Source organism: Aquipseudomonas ullengensis, from assembly GCF_014174475.1.
GTDB lineage: Bacteria > Pseudomonadota > Gammaproteobacteria > Pseudomonadales > Pseudomonadaceae > Aquipseudomonas > Aquipseudomonas ullengensis.
The window spans coordinates 328,856-346,065 of record NZ_JACJUD010000005.1; the positions used below are offsets into that span (position 1 = coordinate 328,856).

Here is a 17,210-nt window from a genome sequence, read left to right on the forward strand (position 1 = left end):
GTTACTCATGCGGCGGGGCGCTCCTCGGCGCTGGCGGAACTGAACAGTTGGCGAATCAGTTGCGGAGGGTCGATACGGGGCGGCTCGCCCCATTCGATCTGCTCCATGCTCGGCGGGTTGAAGCCACCATCACTGGACCAGGCAATCGGCGCGACCATGCTGAAGCGGCCCAGGGTCACGCCGCGACGGCCGAGGTTCCAGCTCTTCTCGGCGGAGAAGCCCAGGGCCCGCGCACGGGCGTGGGCATCCAGGGACAGGCCCAAGTCCAGTGCGGCGTTGATCCCCGGCCGAGCCGTCAGGTCGAAGCGATTGTTCTGGTAGCGCAGATCCAGCGGGCCGCCGAGGGTGGCATTGAGATCCAGCGAGGCGGTGATGGTGATGGTGCCGGTCACCGAGCCGACCCCGGCATCCAGACCGATGCCGCCGCCGATGGTGCCGGAAATACCAGCGTTGGCCGGGATATGCAGCTCGCAGTGGAAGGCCACGTTGGGGTCCGGGTTTTCTGCCAACGGGTTGAACGCCGCCGTGATCTGCACATTGCGCAGCTGACCAGGGCCAAAACCGTAGCGCGCCGAGACGCCCCCTTCGATCACCGCCACCACCCCGAGCGGGCCGATGGACGCACCGGGAATCGGGATGTTGCGTTGGATATAGAACAACTGGCGATCCGCACCGAAACGGCGGAACAGCTCGATGGGCTGGGGGAAACGCAGCACGCCATCGACCCGGACGTTCTGCTCCTCGTCCACGGTTATGCCGGCAGTCGCCTCGATGCGCTGGCCACGAATGCTGAACGGATAGGTGATTTGCCCGCGCCCGGAGAAACGCCCGGAATTGTTCAGCCGCACCGTGATCGTGCCTTGCACGTTGCCGCGGCGGATGTTCAGCGTGCCATCGCCGGTAATCGCGCCCTCGCCGCCTCGGCGCGCGGTGTAGGTGACATTGACCCGCCCGTCCAGCCCGCGCCAGGTGAAGCCGACATCGCTGGCGGTAGCGGTGAGCGTCTGCCCGTCGTAGGTGCCACGTACGTCCACCTCGCGCAGGCCCGGCACGCGGATGCGCCCGCCGCCGACAAAGACGAAACGCCCACTTTCGCGGCGAAAGCCCAGGGTGGCGGTGCCCAGGTTGCGCGGCAGCAACAGGTTGACCTCGCCGCTGGGGCGGATGCCCTCGGCATCCAGGTCGATCTGCAGGCGCCCGCTCTGCACATAGGGCAGGCGGATCTGTGACGTTTCGATCACCACCTGGCCGCTCCAGGTGCCATTGCGCCAGGTCAGGGTGGCGGTGCTGCTGTCGATGCCGGGGATGTTCACCGCCAGGGTGCCCTGGGCCGTCAGGCCGGTGGCATCGGCGCCTACCGTGACACTACCGGTGGCCACCGGCGTGGCACCGGTGCCCATGGCGAAGGCCAGCATGCCCTCGGCGCTGAGGGTGGGTGCGAGGATCAGCTCCAGGCGCGCATCGGTCAGGCGGAAACCCGGCATCGGCGAGCGCAACTGGGCACGACTCAGCGCCGAGGTGATACGAAAACTGCCGTCCTGGTAGGAAACATTCAGCGGGCGCGGCAGGAACGGGATGGATGACGTGATGGTGCCGCGCCAATTGACCTGGCCCTGCGCATTCACCGTCAGGCTGGTAATGCGCCCGGGGCTCAGATAGGGGTAGGTGAACTGGATGCCCGAGGCGCCCGCCGCCATGCGCATGGCACCCGACGGCTGCGGGCCGACACTGAAACGGATCGGCGTGGCGCCCGCCCCGGTCAGCGACAGCGGCAGCCGGGTGCTGCGGCCTTCGCCGGCCTCACTGGTGGTGTCCAGGGTGGCGTGTACCTGGTCTTGGGTGCCGGGTCGGCCTTTCTTCAGTTTCTTCAGCAGCAGGCCGGAAATCAGGGTGCCGGCGGCGCGGTTGGTGGTGTCATCGAAGATGTTCACTTCGCCATCGGCGGCCAGGTTGGCCGGCACCTGGATGCTGGTGTTGGCACCCCCGGCGACGAGGTTGTAGGCCACCGTGGTAGCCGGCGCCGCAGACGCACCGGCCGCACCAGTGGCCGTACCGGCAGCGCGGTTCTCGCTCATGGCCTTGGCGATGGTCAGGCAACTGCTGCCCCGTTTGAGCGGCGGTGCACTGCCGGCCACCGGCTGTACCTGGGCCGCCTCGTAGGCCCCGAAACTGCTGGTACCCATGGCCTGCACCGCGGCGAAGCGCAGGCGAATCTGCGCGGCGCTGGCGGCATTGAATGGCGCATGCGCGGCAATCTGGCTGCACAGGCCCCAGGCCTGGTACTTCAACGCGCCGCCGCTGTCACGGTTCTGCGGGCCATCCAGCGGCTGCAGGTTCTCCGCATTGTTGCTGCCGCTCAATTGCAACTCGACGATGTGATCCATCTGGCAAGTGCCGGTGCTGCATTCGGGGAAGGCCGCATTGCCGCCGGATGCCTGCCAGGCCGCATTGGCCGCCGCGCCGGGCGTCAGGCCACGGGCCTGGAGCCAGGTGCCGCGCATTTCGGCGGTGTCGTCGCGCTCCTGCCAGGCGGCGCTTTCCTGCACGCGCCCACCCGTCATCGCCAGTACCGCCTGCAATGCCCCACCCGCCGTGCTCTGGTAACGCGCCAGGCCATCGCGCCCCTTGGAATACGGCACATAGAGCTTGTCGACGACAAAGCTCGCTTCGGTACGCCCACCCGCCGCGGCGCTGGCCTCGGCGGTCACCAGGTGGGTGGTGGTCATGTAGGCGGTGGTCACGGTCAGGCTTCGCGAGGCCGCCGCTGGAGCCGCTGGTGCGCTGGCCGAACCCGTGGCCCGCGACAGGCGCACCCCGCCGGCGTGCGCCACGCTCGGCACCGGCTGGCCACTGAGCACCGCCGTGGCCGCCCGGTCGGCGTCCATTTCCAGGCGCTGGTAGTCACTTCCATAGTCGCTGATCGGGGCTGAACCGCTGCGTTGCAAGCCTTGTTGTTGCAGGGTATGGGCCAGTTCGTGGGCCAGCAGGAAACGCCCGCCGGGGCTGTCCGGGCGGTACTGGCCGCTATCGAAGGCGATGTTCTGGCCCACCGTGTAGGCCTGCGCTTGCACGTCGCGGGCCGATTGCGCGGCAGCGGCATCGTCGTGAATACGCACACCGGCGAAGTCGGCCTGGAAGCGGCTCTCCATGAACTGGCGCGTGGCGCTGTCCAACGGGCGACCGGGGCTGGCCAGTACCTGATCCACCGATGCCGGGATCGCTGCAGCCGGGGTGCCGCTAGCCCGGCGTTGCAGGGACTGCTCGCGCTTGGCCGCACAGCTGCTGCACTCACCACCGCCCGCAGTGGCGCCACAGGCGCACTTGCGCTGCAGCAGCAGGTTGCGCACGGCGGTCTTCGGCGCAGGTGGCTCGCGCTCGATCAGCGGAGTGACGCTGCGTTCGCTCAAGGCACTACTCCCCTGCCCCGGCTTGCAGCTGCGCGGCAATCACCCGGGCCAGGCGCTGCCCGGTACGCTCCGGGCGTTCACCGGCCAGGCCCTGCAAGCACGGCAGTTGCAGGCGCTCGGCCTGAAAGCCCTGCAACTCACGCGCAGACAACTGCGCCAGGAGGCGCCCCAACTCATGCTCGAAGGCACCCGCCAGGCGCTGGCCATCACGCCGCGAATAACCGGGCAGCGCCAGGCTACCGATGCTCAGCGTAATCGCTGCCGGCGCCGCTGGCGTCCGCGCGGCGCGGCTCATGCCCAATCCCTCAGGTCTGCTTCCGGCAGGGGTTTCTCCAGCTTGGCGAACTCGGCTTCGGCCGCCGTGCGCAAGTGGCGCATGCCAATGGGCGCGGCCTCGTCGGCCGCCAGAAACGCGGCATTCAGCGCCAGGTTGCGGATATGCCCGCCAGCCAGCGACAAGCGCGCCAGCTTGGCGATGTCCAACGGCTCCAGTGGTGCGCTGGGCGGGAATACGCGCTGCCAGATGGCACTGCGCGCCGGCACGTCGGGAAAGGGAAACTGCACGATAAAACGCAGGCGGCGCTGGAAGGCACTGTCGATGGCCTGCTTGAAGTTGCTGGTGAGAATCGCCAGGCCCCGGTAGGTCTCGATGCGCTGCAGCAGGTAACTGACCTCGAGGTTGGCGTAACGGTCATGGCTGTCCTTGACCTCGCTGCGCTTGCCGAACAGCGCATCGGCTTCGTCGAACAGCAGAATCGCGCCACTGCGCTCGGCCACGGCAAAAACCCGGGACAGGTTCTTCTCGGTCTCGCCGATGTACTTGCTGACCAGCGCCGACAGGTCGATACGCAGCAGATCCAGGCGCAGCTCATTGGCCAGGACCTCGGCGGCCAGGGTCTTGCCGGTACCGCTACCGCCGGCGAACAACGCGCTGATCCCCAGGCCACGCGCACTACGTTCGGCAAAGCCCCAGTCACGGTAAACGCGGCTGCGCTGACGGACCTGGGCGGCAATGGTGCGCAGCGTGGTGATGGCCGTGTCCGGCAGCACCAGATCGTCCCAACCGGCGCGCGCCTCGACCCGCTCGGCCAGGCTGTCCAGACCCCGCCGCGCCTCATCGCGACAGGCATCCCAGAGCGGCTCCAGAGCAGGCGATTCACTCTCGGATTGATGGCCAAGCCGCCAGCCATCGGCAATCCGCGCGATGCTGCGGCCACTGAGCTGGAACTGCTCGGCCAGGCCGCCAAGGCGGCCATTGAGCAGCGCGCCCTGCTCGCCCAGCGCCGCCTGCCAGGCCTGCAGACGGCTGTTGGCATCACCTTCCGTCCAGCTCAGGCGGTGCTGGCTACGCTGCAGCGGCAAGCTGCCCGCCCCGCTGATCAGCACCAGCGCTTGCAGACGATCGATAAAAACCGCTAGCTGACGCGCCTCATCCGGGCTTGGCAGCTCGCAATCGACCCACAGCAGCGCGCCCTGCAGCAGCGCCTCGCGCTCCCACAAGCGTGCCAGCTGTTCGCGTTCCTCATGGTTGGCCGGCAAATCGACGCCACTCAGGCGATACAGGCGCAGACCCAGACGCTGGCTGAGTGCCTGCCCGCAGGCTTCCCCGTCGCCCTGTTCCAAACGTGCCAGCGGCGCCAGGGCCAGGCTTGGGGCGGCCTGCCAGGCGTCCAGCAGAGCCTGGCTGGCGGCATCGCCCACCGACTCGTCGCCAGGGTTGCCGGGTAGATGGATGAACCAGGGCTCCAGCCGCGGGTCCGGGTAGGCCAAGCCGGCGATCTGATGCAGGATCACCTCGTCCGGGCGCAGGCGCGCCGCCAGCGGCCCGCCCACTCCGTCCAGCTCCAGCAGGTGCCAGCGGCGCAGGCGCCCCACCGGCATCACTGCGCTCCAGTCGGCGTCCGGCAGCAGCATCAGGGCCAGGCCGAAGCTCAGCCAGGGCTTGCTCTCGTCGCCCTGGGCCTGGGCCAGCAGATCCTGAAAGCGCGCATCCAGATCCGGCGCAGCCGCCAACAACAAGGTCTGCTGTTCGAACGGCGTCAGGCCCAGGCTGTGCGCCACATGGGCCAACCCCGGCGGCGCCTGCAGGCCGGCGGCCAGTGTGGCCGGCTGGCCCTCGATGCGCCGCTGCAGGTAATCGGCAAAAATATCCAGCACCTCGCTGAGCGCCTGGCGATTTCGCGCGAAGCTTTCGGCAATGTTCATGGCGATACCTCCGGCCCACTGAAGCGGCCATCCGCGCCCAGGTTCAGCGGGCTGCTGCCGGCGTCCACCTGCAAGCGCGCCAGGTAGCTGCCTTGCAGCACATGGCGATATTCGATGGTGACGCTGCTGGTGGACTCAGCCGGTGGCAGCACGCCATTGCCATCCACGGCGCTGAAGCTGTAGGCACGGGGCGCACGGTCGGCCGGCGGGTTCTTCTCGTTGAGCAGCAGGCGCACACGCTGGCGGGGGCCGATGGCGGGCGTGCAAGTGACACTGATGGCCCCGGAGCGATAGGTCTGGCCGTCCACCACCTGGCTGCTCGCACCCGGTTCGACGCTGAACCCGGCCTGCGGATTGAGCACCAGTGCCAGCAGGTTGGACTCCTGGCCGCTGTGTGGTTGCGGCGGATTGCCCATGAGCTGCGGATGCACCACTTGCAAGGTGCAAACCCCAGCCTGCAACCCCTCCGGCAGCGCCGGCGCCAACAGGTCGAACTGCAGGCTGTCGTTGCCCAACTGGCTGATCCCGGCGCTGATATCCAGCCCGTTGAGACGCAGTTGCACGGACTGGGCGCGCAGGTTGGCACCCGTCAGGCGCAGGCTGCTGTCTGGCAGGATCGGGGCGCCGTCGATGGTCTCCACTCGATCCAGGCGCGGGCTGCGCAATGGCACCGCATAGAGGTTGCGGGCCAGCACCGGCAGCGGCGTACGCTGGCTCTTCTGCACCTCCAGCAACACCACGCTGACCTGGTAGGCCGCGCTAGGCCGCGCCGGCACCTGAATGGTCGACCAGATGCGGGCGATCTCATCCATGCTGTGGTTGAGCGGGGTTATGCGCAGCTGTTCGAGTTGATCGGCCAGCCCGGCCAACTCCAGCTCCTTGGGCAGGCTCGGCTTGCTCGGCCCTGGCTTGAGCAATGCCTTGATCGCCTCGCGGCCGAGGCCCGGTGTTTCGTGGAGGATCTGCATGGCCGCGCCCAGGAGGATTTCGCTGTGGAAATCCTCGGCACCGTAGGCGCTGACCAGGAAATACAGATCCAGCGCCAGCGCCGGATTACCCACCCGTTCACCACGGCTGTCGCGCGAAGGCAGGCCGAGATTGGCCCAGCCGGGATTGCGCTGCTGGTTGTACAGGTACAGGTTGAGGCGGCTCTGGTCGGCACTGCGATCGATGCGATCCGGAGCCAGGCAACTGACCAGCGCGCCCGTACTGGCCAGCACATCGGCCAGCTTCAGCTCGGCAAAACCGCTTTCCAGCAGTTGCTGCAACGTCGCGGCGACGGCTGCCAGGCCCAGGGCGCTGCTCATGGCCGCCCGCCCCGCGCCGGTTTGCTGCGTTCACTCAGGTAAGCATCGAGGGAGAGCGCGGCTGGCCTGGCCGGCTGCTCCTCGCGTCGCGGGCTGCGCGGCGCCTCGCTGGACAGGATCTCGATGCGGCCGATGTTGATTTCCACTCGTGGCCCGGCCTCAGTGGGAGCCGCTGTTAGCGCCTGTGGCTCGCGCATGGGCATCGCGGAAGCAGGCGCAAGCGGGCTCGGGCCGCTCACAGGAAAAGGCACCGCAGGCAGCAGGCGCTCGACGCGCTGCTCGATCACCTCGCGCCGCAACTCATGCACCGGCAGTCGCTCATCGGACATGGCCGGCGCGGGTGACTGAATCGGCAGGCTCAGCGGCTCAATCACCGGCGGCTCGTGCAAAGGCGCCACCGTCTGCGCAGCCAGTGCGACCGGGGCAAACGCAACCTCAGGTCGAGATGGCAGCTCGAGCCGTTCAGGAACTGGCCACTGCGGCGCTACTGGCACGGCGTCGCTCGGTGCCAGGCGCTCAGGCAGATCAATCGACACAGACCAGGGCTGAGGCTCGCCAGGCGAAGGCAGAAACACCGCCGCCTGCGGCTCGGCAGCCATCAACGGCGCTGGCGCCCTGAGTTCGGCTGGCGCAGAGACAACAGTCGCCGGCAGCACCGATAGCACAGGAGACTGAGGCCGCTCCGGGCTGGCCGAGAACGACTCTTCGCGCTCGCTCGGGGTGCTGATCGGCACCGCACTATCACCCTCAAAGCGCGACGGCAAACGTGGACGAATCGCCGCTGGCTGCAAGGCGCGACGACTCAGCTGGCTGAAGAAATCACTCATGCCAGCACCCGGTTCAGGTAGCAGGCACGGCGTGCCGGGCTGAGGGCGAGTATCTGCGCCTCGCTCCAGCCATAGGCTTGGGCCAGCACGTGCACCTGATCCAGCTGCCGCTCGGCCCAGTGGCCCAGACGTTCCATCAAGAAAGCGCCGATATCGAATAACTCCTGCCACTGCGCATCACAGGCCGGGCAGCGCAGCGCCAGTTCGGTCACGGCCTGCGGATCGGCCGCCGCCATGGTTACGGCAAGTTGTTCGAGCAGCGCCTGCGGCAAATCCTGCACAGCCAACGCCTCACCATTACGCGAGGCCTGTGCGATACAACGCTGCAACAGCAAGTCACGCGCCAGTGCTTCGGATTCGGCGCTGGCGAGCAGCACCATGTCGCGGCTGTCCGGCAGGCGATAGCACAGCTGGTAGCCCCCCCAGTCCAGCCGCAGCTCGGCGGCTATCTGTGCCGGTGGCTGGCGCAGCTCGCGGCAATCAAGAGTCAGTTCGAGCTGTTCGCCACAGCACTGGCAACGGGCCGTGGCCTGCAATTGCGGGCCGAACAAGGCACTGTGCAGGTCCAGCAACCCCGCATCGCGCTGGCCGAGCGGCAAACGTTCCGCCGCCATTTGCCCTTGTGCCAGCAAGGGCGCCAGCAACGCGCACGGCTGCAGCGCCAGGGGTAATCCACGGCTGTTCTCCCAGGTATCCAGCCAGGTGGCGGCATCAAGTGTGGCCACGATCTCTGCTCTCCATGCGGGCAAGGGTCAGTGCCTCAGCGGCACCGTGCTACGCAGCCAGTAGCGCTAGCTGGGCTCGGTGAAGCTCGGCTCGCTCGGCTCGACTACTTCGTAGTCGCGCTCCCAGCCTTCGTTCTCCAGCTTGATGCGGGCGATGGCCACGGCGTTGGCGTTGGCGTCCAGGTCCGGCAGCGACTGGAACTCGCTGACCCAGCAGCGGAACACCTTGTAGGCCAGCGCCAGTTGCCCGGCTTCGTTGTACAGCTCGATGATCAGGTCCTTGCGAAAGTCCTTGAGCGAGACTTCCGCGCCCAGGCCGGAGGCGAAGTTCCACACCTTGTTGGCCCACTTCTCGAACTCGCTGTCGTGGGTCACTCCGCGCTCCAGGGTGATGGCCTCGAACTCGCTGCGCCCCGGCGACTTGCGGCTGCTGCTGGGGTCGCCGCCCTCGCGGTGCTTGACCACTTCGGTGGTGCGTTTCAGCGCCGAAACCTTGCTGATGCCGGCGACGTATTTGCCATCCCATTTCACGCGGAATTTGAAGTTCTTGTATGGATCGAAGCGCTGGGCATTGACGGTGAACTGAGCCATGTGTGCTCTCCCTTCTGTTGCAGTGCGGCGGGCATGTGCTGCGCGCGAGCGTCGTCGATCCCGCACCCGAAATCGGGCGCGGGCAGTCCTGGGTCAGACCTGGATTTGCCCAGCCAGCTGCTGGATCTTGATCACCACGAACTCCGCAGGCTTGAGCGGAGCGAAGGCCACCAGGATGTTCACCACGCCGCGGTTGATGTCGTCCTGGGTGGTGGTTTCACGGTCGCACTTGACCAGGTAGGCCTCGCGCGGCGTCTTGCCCTGGAACGCGCCCTGACGGAACAGGCTGTTCATGAAGGCGCCCAGGTTGAGGCGAATCTGCGCCCACAGCGGCTCGTCGTTGGGCTCGAAGACCACCCACTGGGTGCCGCGGTACAGGCTCTCCTCGAGGAACAGGGCCAGCCGGCGCACCGGCACATACTTGTACTCGGAGGTCATCTGGTCGGCGCCGCGCAAGGTGCGCGCCCCCCAGGACACCGCGCCGTAGACCGGGAAGGTACGCAGGCAGTTGACCCCAAGCGGGTTGAGGCTGCCGTTCTCGCCATCGGTCAGCACATGGCTCAGCGCCTGCACACCCACCAGGCTGGCCTCGGTGCCGGCCGGTGCTTTCCACACGCCGCGGTCACCATCGGTGCGCGCGTACAACCCGGCAATGGTGCCGCTGGGCGGCGTCAGGCGCAGCTTGCCGTTCTTCAACGGGTCGGCGATGAACAGCCAGGGGTAGTAGACCGCCGCATGGTCGGATTTGGGCAGGTCGGTGCCGGAGACGACGGCGACCATCTGCTCGGGCGTTACCGCCGCCGGAGGCGAGTCAATCACGAAGAACGCGCGACGCTCCTCGCAGTAAGCCGCCGCATCCATCAGCACGCCGGTATCGGTGATGCCCGGCAGGCAGAGGATATTGAACAGGTCCACCGACTCCAGGGCATACAGCCCTTTACGGGTCGACCGGTCAGCGATGAACGCTGGGTACAGATTGGCCGCGCCATAGGGTGTTTCATCGCCGCCGAGCAAGGTCAGGTTGACCGGTTGACCGGTGACCGCTCCGGCCAACAGACGCAGATCGGCCGCGATGCTGTTGAGCGGCGCGGCGGTCAGCGCCAGGCTGGACGCGCCACCCTGGGTGCCGGTGGCCAGCTGCAATTGCGTGCCGCCGAGCACACTGACGCTGAACTGCTTGTAGGCCGGATTGGCCGGTTTCAACGCGCGCACCGCCGCCTGCAAACGCTCGGCGATGCTGGCCAGCTTGGCCGCCAGGTTGGCGCCGGCGGCCGGGGTGTCACCGAGGTTGATGACATCCGGGCCATAGCCATCGAGGCTGATGCGCAGGCTGGTGTGGGTGGCGTCGGGCAAGGTGTCCAGATCCGCCGACGCAAACACCGTGCTGGTCAGCGTCGCGGGATCGGGCACCGGTTTGGGCCGAATCGCCGCCACCGCGTCTACTTCCAACCCGCCGGCGGCGCTGCCCAGCTTGAGTACGCTGCTGGCGTTGTTCTTCTGCCCCGGCAGCACCCGCACGCTGGAGAACTCGCCCGTGGTCCCGGAGAGCATGCGAATGGTCTGGGTCGAGGATGGCCGCTCGCAGATAAAGCTGGCGTAGGCCGCCTGGCTGTTGGCCTGGGCACGGACCTTGCTCTGGATGGCGGCACACAGGGATTCGATTTTCTGGTTGACGGTGCCGGCGCCGATATCCGCCGGGAGGGCGATCACCACCTTGACCGACGGCAGGCCATTGACGCTGATGCGCAGCTCGTTGTGGTTGGCATCCAGCACGGTTGCCAGGTCACCCAGGGTGTCGCTGGATGCCAGGCCCTTGGGCAGTGCATCCAGCGCGGCCTGGTTGCTCAGGCGGGTCAGCTTGACCAGTTGCGACACACCGTTGACCAGGTCCAGCGCGTAGCGGCTGTCCGCTGAATTCATCGACAGGTTTTCGTACAACTCGGCCGCATTGTCGGAGGCGCGGATAACGGCGAGGTTGAAGGTGCTGCCAGGAATGCCGCTGCGGTGATCGACACGGACCTCGATGCCATTGCCCGCGCTACCGGCATCCAAGGCCTGCACTTTGAGCACACTCACCGCACCCGCACTGACCAGCGTGGTCTCGGCCGTGCTGGCGCTACTGACCACGCGCACGGCGTAGGCCTCGGTGCCACCGTTCTGGAAGAACTGGCGCACCGCATAGCCCATCTCCGAATCCACCGCCAGACCACCGAAACGCCGCTCGTAATCGGCGAAGCTGAACAGGCGCACGGCTTTGTCGATCGGCCCACGGGGTGCAGCCCCGACGAAGGCGGCAACCGACGTCCCCACCCCGGTAATGGTGCGTACACCACTGGGCAGTTCTTCGATGTAAACGCCGGGATAGCTGAGTTGAGCAGGCATGGCTGAGCCTCCTTGCAGGATGAGACCGCGGTCGGCGGATGGCGAATACCTTCAGAGGCCAGCAAGGACTGCTGCCTGCCACACACGCAACGCGACTACATCCGGAAAGCGCACAGCCCGGAAACTGTTGTTGGCCACGGCAGCACTATGGAAAGTTGCACTACCGGGCCCGAAGGACACATAAATCTATAGATCGAATTTAATAAAGCGCCAATATTGGAGCCGTTATTTTTTGAACCACTTAATAAAAAGCAGAACCCGGGAATAACTAGCCATCATATAGCCAGCACTTCATTAAGCATCGTTATAAATTATGAAATTCCATTTTGCTATAAAGGAGTGCAATCGAAATCGATCGTCGATAAAAGCAGGCAATCTGCCAGCATCAACCCCGAAATAGACGCATAAACCTGCACATGCGGACAAGAAAATCACCTTTTAGCGGCAGGATTAATTGTTTTAAACAGCAACAAGAAACCCTTATATAAATCCGAAAATATTGCACACGAATAAAATCAAACCCACAACTAGACAAGCAATTACCCACCCAACATGACCGCAACAATATTTAAATTATGGCGACCAACCAAACAGCCGAGCAGACATACAAATAAGTTCACACACCAACGTACCAATTAGCCTTTCATATCAACACTAACGAGCACTGCCGCCACCTGCAAAGTGCGAAACAGACTTGCCCGTCTATATCCCAAATAAATAGAGCCTCGCCCAGAAAAGCTCTGCGCCACCCACACGGGTATGCGTGCAGCCAAGAGCGCTGGTAGCAGCACAGCTGAATGCAACGGCACACGTACAGTTGCAAAAGTGCGGCAACTGCTACAGCACAATTCAACCCTGCTGTGACTGCCACATCCACACGCCAAGGCCCACCATGAACTGCCATAAACCTGCCCCGCCCAGCGGGAAGGACGCGCCGCCATGGAACGCACGCTCACCACCAGCAAACCCGCCGAATTCACCAGCCGCCGTATCCCGGCTGCATGGCCGCTGCGCGTCATTGCCAGCCTGCTGCTGTGGAACCAGCGCGCCCGCACCCGTCGCCAACTCGCCCAACTGGACGACCGCCAACTGGGCGACATCGGTATCAGCACGGCCGAGCGCATGGAAGAAGTGAGCAAGCCGTTCTGGCGCTGAGTAGCAGGCGTAGTCTGTTGCTACTGCTCAGGGAGTCCGCTCGCTCATAGCGATTGGCGCTTGCGGACCGCCCTCTATTACCCGGCGCTGATTCAGACAGCAGCGGCTGACGCCCTCTCACTGTCACGTTGCAGCACGCTTGCAGCGCTGCATGCCGCCAGCAGCACCAGCGGCGAGGTAGCCAGGAGCAACCCGCTAACCCCCGCCCCTGCCGCCAGCAACTGCCCTGCCAGTAACGGCCCGCTCATCGAACCCAGTCGACCAACCGCCACCGCCACGCCCACGCCAGTGGCGCGCACGTCACTGGGGTAAATGCGCGGCGCCAGGGCATAGAGAATCAGTTGCCCGCCCACCGCGCAGGCACCGGCCAGCACCCCGGCCAGATACAGCGCCTGCAACAGCTCGACATGCCCCAGGGCGGCCAGCGCGGCGAGCATGCCCGGATAGGCCAGCAACACCGCCAGCAGCGATCGCCCCTTGTCCATGAGTCGCCCCGCCAGCAGCGAACCACCCACGCCACCGAGGTTGAACAGCACCTGGATAGCCGCCGCATCCAGGCGACTCAGGCCACGCTCGGTCAGCAGCGTAGGCAGCCAGTTGAGCAACATGTACAGGATCGTCAGCGTGCAGAAGCAGCTGCACCACAGCAGCAGCGTGGTAAGGCCACGGCGCCGGCCAAGCAATTCACTGGCGCTCTCGGCCAGCGTCAGTTGCCGGCGCTCCGCCCGCCTCGATTCCGGCAACCCGATCATCAGCAGCACGGCAATCAGCAGTGGTGTCACGCCGCCGACGTAGAACACCGTCCGCCACTCGCCGCCGATGGCGAACATGCCAATCAGCGCCGCGCAGGCACCGCCCAGGGGCACACCGCAATAGGTCAGGCTGACCGCCATGTTGCGCAGCTCGGCACTGGCCACCTCTGACGACAGGGCGATCAGAATGGGCAACGCGGCGCCCATGCCCAGGCCGGTAATCAGGCGCGCAATCAGCAACTGCTCGTAACTGGAGCTATGCGCGGTCATCAGCGAGAACAGGCCGAACAGGATGACCGCCACGATCAGCACGCGCTTGCGCCCGAAGCGGTCGGCCAGCCAGCCGCCGAGTACTGCGCCGGGCAACAGCCCGATCAGACCGGCAGTGAAGACCCAGCCCAGGGAGGCTGGCGTCAGCATGAATTCGCGCACCAGATGAGGGGCGGCGACGCCTGTGGCCTGCAGGTCGAGACCTTCGAGCAGGGCCACGATGAAACAGAGCCCGATCGTGCGCAGGGAACTGCGTTGAACGGCGGATGAACTGGACATGTAAACCTCGATTTTATTGTTGTAGTGGTCACGCAGGCCGCGCATGGCGCCGCGACGGCAAAAGACAGAACCGAGAGCAGCCTCGTCAGCGGTAAGCAGGGTTTTCCAGCAACACCGCCATGCCCTGACCGCCGCCGATACAGGCCGACGCCACCCCGTAACGCAGATTCCCCTGGCGCAACTGCCGCGCCAGGCTCATGCACAGGCGCAAGCCCGTGGCCGCCAGCGGGTGGCCCAGGGCAATCGAGCCACCACAGCGATTGAGCCGCTCGCCATCGAGCTCCAGCGCTTGCTGCACGGCCAGCACCTGGGCGCCCTGGGCTTCGTTGATCTCGAACAGGTCGATGTCCGCCATCTGCAGGCCGCTGCGCTCCAGCAGCAGGCGGATCGCCTCGACCGGGCCGATGCCCATCACCTCGGGCGCCACCCCCACCGCCGTCACGGCCAGCAGCCGTGCGAGTACCGGCTGGCTAGCCGCCGACTCGCGCCCGACCAGCACCGCCGCGGCGCCATCGACTACCGCACAGCTGTTGCCGGCCGTTTGCACACCACCGGCATGCACCGGACGCAAGCGCGCCAGGGCGTCGAGGCTGGTCGCGCGCGGGTGGCTGTCCTGCTCGACCCATTCGATACCGCGCGGCAGTTCGATCGCGCGGTCGTGATAACCGGGCAGCGTGAAGCGCTCGTTGCTCACCGCGACCAGCTCCTGCGCGTACCACTCCTGCTCGCGCGCCACCCGGGCGCGCTCGAAGCTGGCCAGGGCGAAGGCATCGACCTCGGTGCGCTGAATGCCGTAGCGACGGGCCAGGTTCTCGGCCGTGGCGATCATGTCGATGCCGGGGGCCGGGTCATGCAGGGCTTCCCAGAGAAAGTCCTTGAACTCGACCGGCGCGCCCAGGCGAAACCCGTTGCGGTGGGTGTACGCGGCAATCGGGTTGCGCGACATCGACTCGGCGGCCACGCACAGGGCCAGCTCGGCGCCGCCGGCAAGCTCCATCCCGGCCTGGCGCAGCAGCTCGAAACCGGTGCCGCAGATACGCTGCACCGCCAGGGCCGGCACCGCCTGCGGCACACCGCTGTAGAGGCCGATATGGCGCGGCAGCATGTATGCGTCGAAGCTGGCCTGGGCCATCGAGCCGGCCAGCACGCACTCCACCGCAGCAGCGTCGATGGCCGCGCGCTCGAGCACAGCACGACCGACCTTGATCCCCAGATCGATGGGCGACACCTGCGCCAGCGCGCCGCCGCAATCACTCCAGGGCGTGCGCACACCCTCCAGGATCGCCGTGTCGCTGAAGGCCCAATACAGCCCCTTCATGACGCAGCGCCGTAGCGAATGATCTGCGCCACCTGGCCGCGATACAGCGCGTCCACCAGGGCTGCGCGCCCCTGCAACACGGCACGCTGGTTGAGCGTGCCCTTGTCGGTGATCTCGCCCAGGTCGAGCGAAGGGGGCTCCTGCGCCAGCACGACCCACTCCACACGATTGGCGTTGCCGGTGGCCTGCCGATTCAAGCGCTGCAGCCACTCGGCGAACCAGCCACGCACCGCGTCGCTGGCCAGCACCTGGGCATCGCTGGCACCTGCTGCCAGCCCGGCCAGTGCGCGGCACTCGGCCAGACGCGGGAACACCAGCAAGCCCAGGCATTCACGATCCGGCCCGGCCACCACCACATCCTGCACATAGGGCGCGCCCTCCAGCACTGCACGGTTGCGCAGCGGGCCAACGCTGACGAAGACCCCGGACGACAGTTTGAAATCCTCGGCAATCCGCCCGTCGAACATCAGCCCCAGCTGGGGCTTCTGGGCATCGGCGAACTTCAGCGCATCGCCGGAGCGGTAGAAGCCCTCCTCGTCGAAAGCCTCCAGAGTCTGCTGCGGCGAGCGCCAGTAGCCGGCCATGATGTGCGGCCCGCGAAAGCGTGCTTCGAGCTTGCCCTCGGCCGGCACCAGCTTGACCTCGCAACCCGGCGCCGGCAGGCCGACGTAGCCGGCCATCGACAGCGGCCCGGTGGTGAAGGTGCAGGACGGCGACGCCTCGGTCATGCCCAGGCCGGCCATCATGCGGATGCGCTCGCCGCAGTGCTGTTCAGCAATCCGGTCGAGACGATCCCAGACACTCTGCGACAGCCCTGCCGCAGCAAAGAAGAACAGCTTGATACGGGCGAAGAAGCGCTCGCGCAGCTCGGCGTCGCTCTCCAGCGCGCCGACCAGCTCCTCCCAGCCCTTGGGCACGGTGAGGTAGGCCGTGGGCGAAACCTCCTTGAGGTTACGCAGTGTCTCGGCCATGCCCTGGGCCGTGGGCTTGCCGCCATCCACATACAGGCTGCCACCGTTGTAGAGGACGATGCCGACGTTGTGGCTGCCGCCAAAGGTGTGGTTCCACGGCAGCCAGTCGACCAGCACCGGTGGCTCGGCAGCGAACTCGGGAAAGGTCTGCAGGAGCATCTGCTGGTTGGCGCAGAGCATGCGCTGGGTGGTCGGCACGGCCTTGGGCAGCTTGGTCGAACCGGAGGTGAAGAGGAACTTGGCGATGCTCTGCGGCCCGGTCGCGGCAAAGGCCGCCTCGGCCTCGGCGCCTCCGGGGTGACGCAGCAACTGTGAGAAGGCGACGCTGCGCCGCCCGGGCAATTCGCCACGGGTGAATACCAGTGGCATCTCCACCGGCGTGAGGGTTTCGATGGCGCGCTGGAACGGCTTGGCATCGGCGGCGAACACCAGGCCGGGCTGCAGCAGCTCAAAGATGTGCCGCAGCTTGGCCAGGTCCTGCGACAGCAGCGCATAGGCGGGTGACACCGGGCAGTAGGGAATGCCCGCGTACATGGCGGCGAACGCCAGTTGCAGGTGCTCCAGGTCATTGCCCGAAAGGATCACCAGCGGTCGCTCGGCAGACAGGCCATACGCCAGCAGCGCCTGGGCAATGGCCCGCACGTTCTCCAGCATCTCGGCGTAGCTGATGCGACGCCAGGCGCCATCGGCAGTGCGCTCGGCAACGAAGGTCACTTCCGGCTGCACCGTCGCCCAGTGCAGCAACCGATCAAGCAGGCGCTCGGGCAGCGGCTCCAGGTCTTCGCGCGGGCGCAGGTAGATCGCACCGTCGCGGCCCGGGATGATTTCGACGGCCGGATTGCCGATGGCCACCGGGCGATAGCGCACCGTGCTCGCCCCGCACTGCGCTACAGATTCAACATTCACTTCGCCTTTCCTCTCTTTCAGCGTCCAGCGCACGGGCCCGCAATCGGGTCGCTGCGCTGGGCGCACGACTTGTTCTTGTTATGTCGAGCCGGACGCTGCCGGGCGGCGCTAGGCC

At 66.4% G+C, this 17,210-nt stretch carries 12 protein-coding genes; 1 reads left to right on the plus strand and 11 read right to left on the minus strand.

The genetic code is table 11. From position 1 onward, the window contains the following. Positions 1–5 precede the first annotated feature (5 nt). The 8 genes from H3H51_RS16665 to H3H51_RS16700 form a co-directional block, all read right to left on the minus strand. Complete coding sequence (locus H3H51_RS16665; protein ID WP_183090185.1) at positions 6–3,407, minus strand: eCIS core domain-containing protein; 3,402 nt, start codon at positions 3,405–3,407, stop codon at positions 6–8. 4 nt (positions 3,408–3,411) lie between these two features. After that, a complete protein-coding gene (locus tag H3H51_RS16670; protein WP_183090186.1) occupies positions 3,412–3,702 on the minus strand; it encodes a hypothetical protein in 291 nt (96 codons plus the stop codon). Then, the gene (locus H3H51_RS16675) at positions 3,699–5,612 is read right to left on the minus strand and encodes an ATP-binding protein (RefSeq protein WP_183090187.1); all 1,914 of its coding nucleotides are present in this window, start codon (positions 5,610–5,612) and stop codon (positions 3,699–3,701) included. Before H3H51_RS16675 ends, H3H51_RS16670 begins: the two co-directional genes overlap by 4 nt. Beyond that, the gene (locus H3H51_RS16680) at positions 5,609–6,919 is read right to left on the minus strand and encodes a DUF4255 domain-containing protein (protein WP_183090188.1); all 1,311 of its coding nucleotides are present in this window, start codon (positions 6,917–6,919) and stop codon (positions 5,609–5,611) included. The genes H3H51_RS16675 and H3H51_RS16680 overlap by 4 nt, the downstream gene beginning before the upstream one ends. Further along, positions 6,916–7,746: a hypothetical protein gene (locus H3H51_RS16685; RefSeq protein ID WP_183090189.1), complete on the minus strand. Its 831-nt coding sequence runs from the start codon at positions 7,744–7,746 to the stop codon at positions 6,916–6,918. Before H3H51_RS16685 ends, H3H51_RS16680 begins: the two co-directional genes overlap by 4 nt. Continuing rightward, entirely contained in the window at positions 7,743–8,471 is a 729-nt protein-coding gene (locus H3H51_RS16690; protein ID WP_183090190.1) for a T4 family baseplate hub assembly chaperone, read from the minus strand. Before H3H51_RS16690 ends, H3H51_RS16685 begins: the two co-directional genes overlap by 4 nt. Before the next feature lie 66 nt (positions 8,472–8,537). After that, positions 8,538–9,062 carry a phage tail protein gene (locus tag H3H51_RS16695; protein ID WP_183090191.1) on the minus strand — a complete coding sequence of 175 codons (525 nt, stop codon included), beginning with the start codon at positions 9,060–9,062 and terminating at the stop codon, positions 8,538–8,540. Positions 9,063–9,155: 93 nt separating this feature from the next. Next, positions 9,156–11,444: a phage tail sheath family protein gene (locus H3H51_RS16700; RefSeq protein WP_183090192.1), complete on the minus strand. Its 2,289-nt coding sequence runs from the start codon at positions 11,442–11,444 to the stop codon at positions 9,156–9,158. 939 nt (positions 11,445–12,383) lie between these two features. On the opposite strand from H3H51_RS16700, the gene H3H51_RS16705 reads away from it, so the two are divergent. Next, entirely contained in the window at positions 12,384–12,599 is a 216-nt protein-coding gene (locus tag H3H51_RS16705; protein ID WP_183090193.1) for a DUF1127 domain-containing protein, read from the plus strand. 92 nt (positions 12,600–12,691) lie between these two features. Here the strand turns inward: H3H51_RS16705 and mhpT are convergent, their stop codons facing one another. From mhpT to H3H51_RS16720, 3 genes are all read right to left on the minus strand, one after another. Continuing rightward, positions 12,692–13,900 (minus strand): 3-(3-hydroxy-phenyl)propionate transporter MhpT, encoded by a 1,209-nt coding sequence (mhpT, locus tag H3H51_RS16710; RefSeq protein ID WP_183090194.1) that lies wholly within the window; start codon positions 13,898–13,900, stop codon positions 12,692–12,694. A gap of 85 nt (positions 13,901–13,985) precedes the next feature. Then, complete coding sequence (locus H3H51_RS16715) at positions 13,986–15,218, minus strand: thiolase family protein (RefSeq protein WP_183090195.1); 1,233 nt, start codon at positions 15,216–15,218, stop codon at positions 13,986–13,988. After that, positions 15,215–17,095 (minus strand): feruloyl-CoA synthase, encoded by a 1,881-nt coding sequence (locus tag H3H51_RS16720; RefSeq protein ID WP_328803676.1) that lies wholly within the window; start codon positions 17,093–17,095, stop codon positions 15,215–15,217. Before H3H51_RS16720 ends, H3H51_RS16715 begins: the two co-directional genes overlap by 4 nt. Between the last annotated feature and the right edge of the window lie 115 nt (positions 17,096–17,210).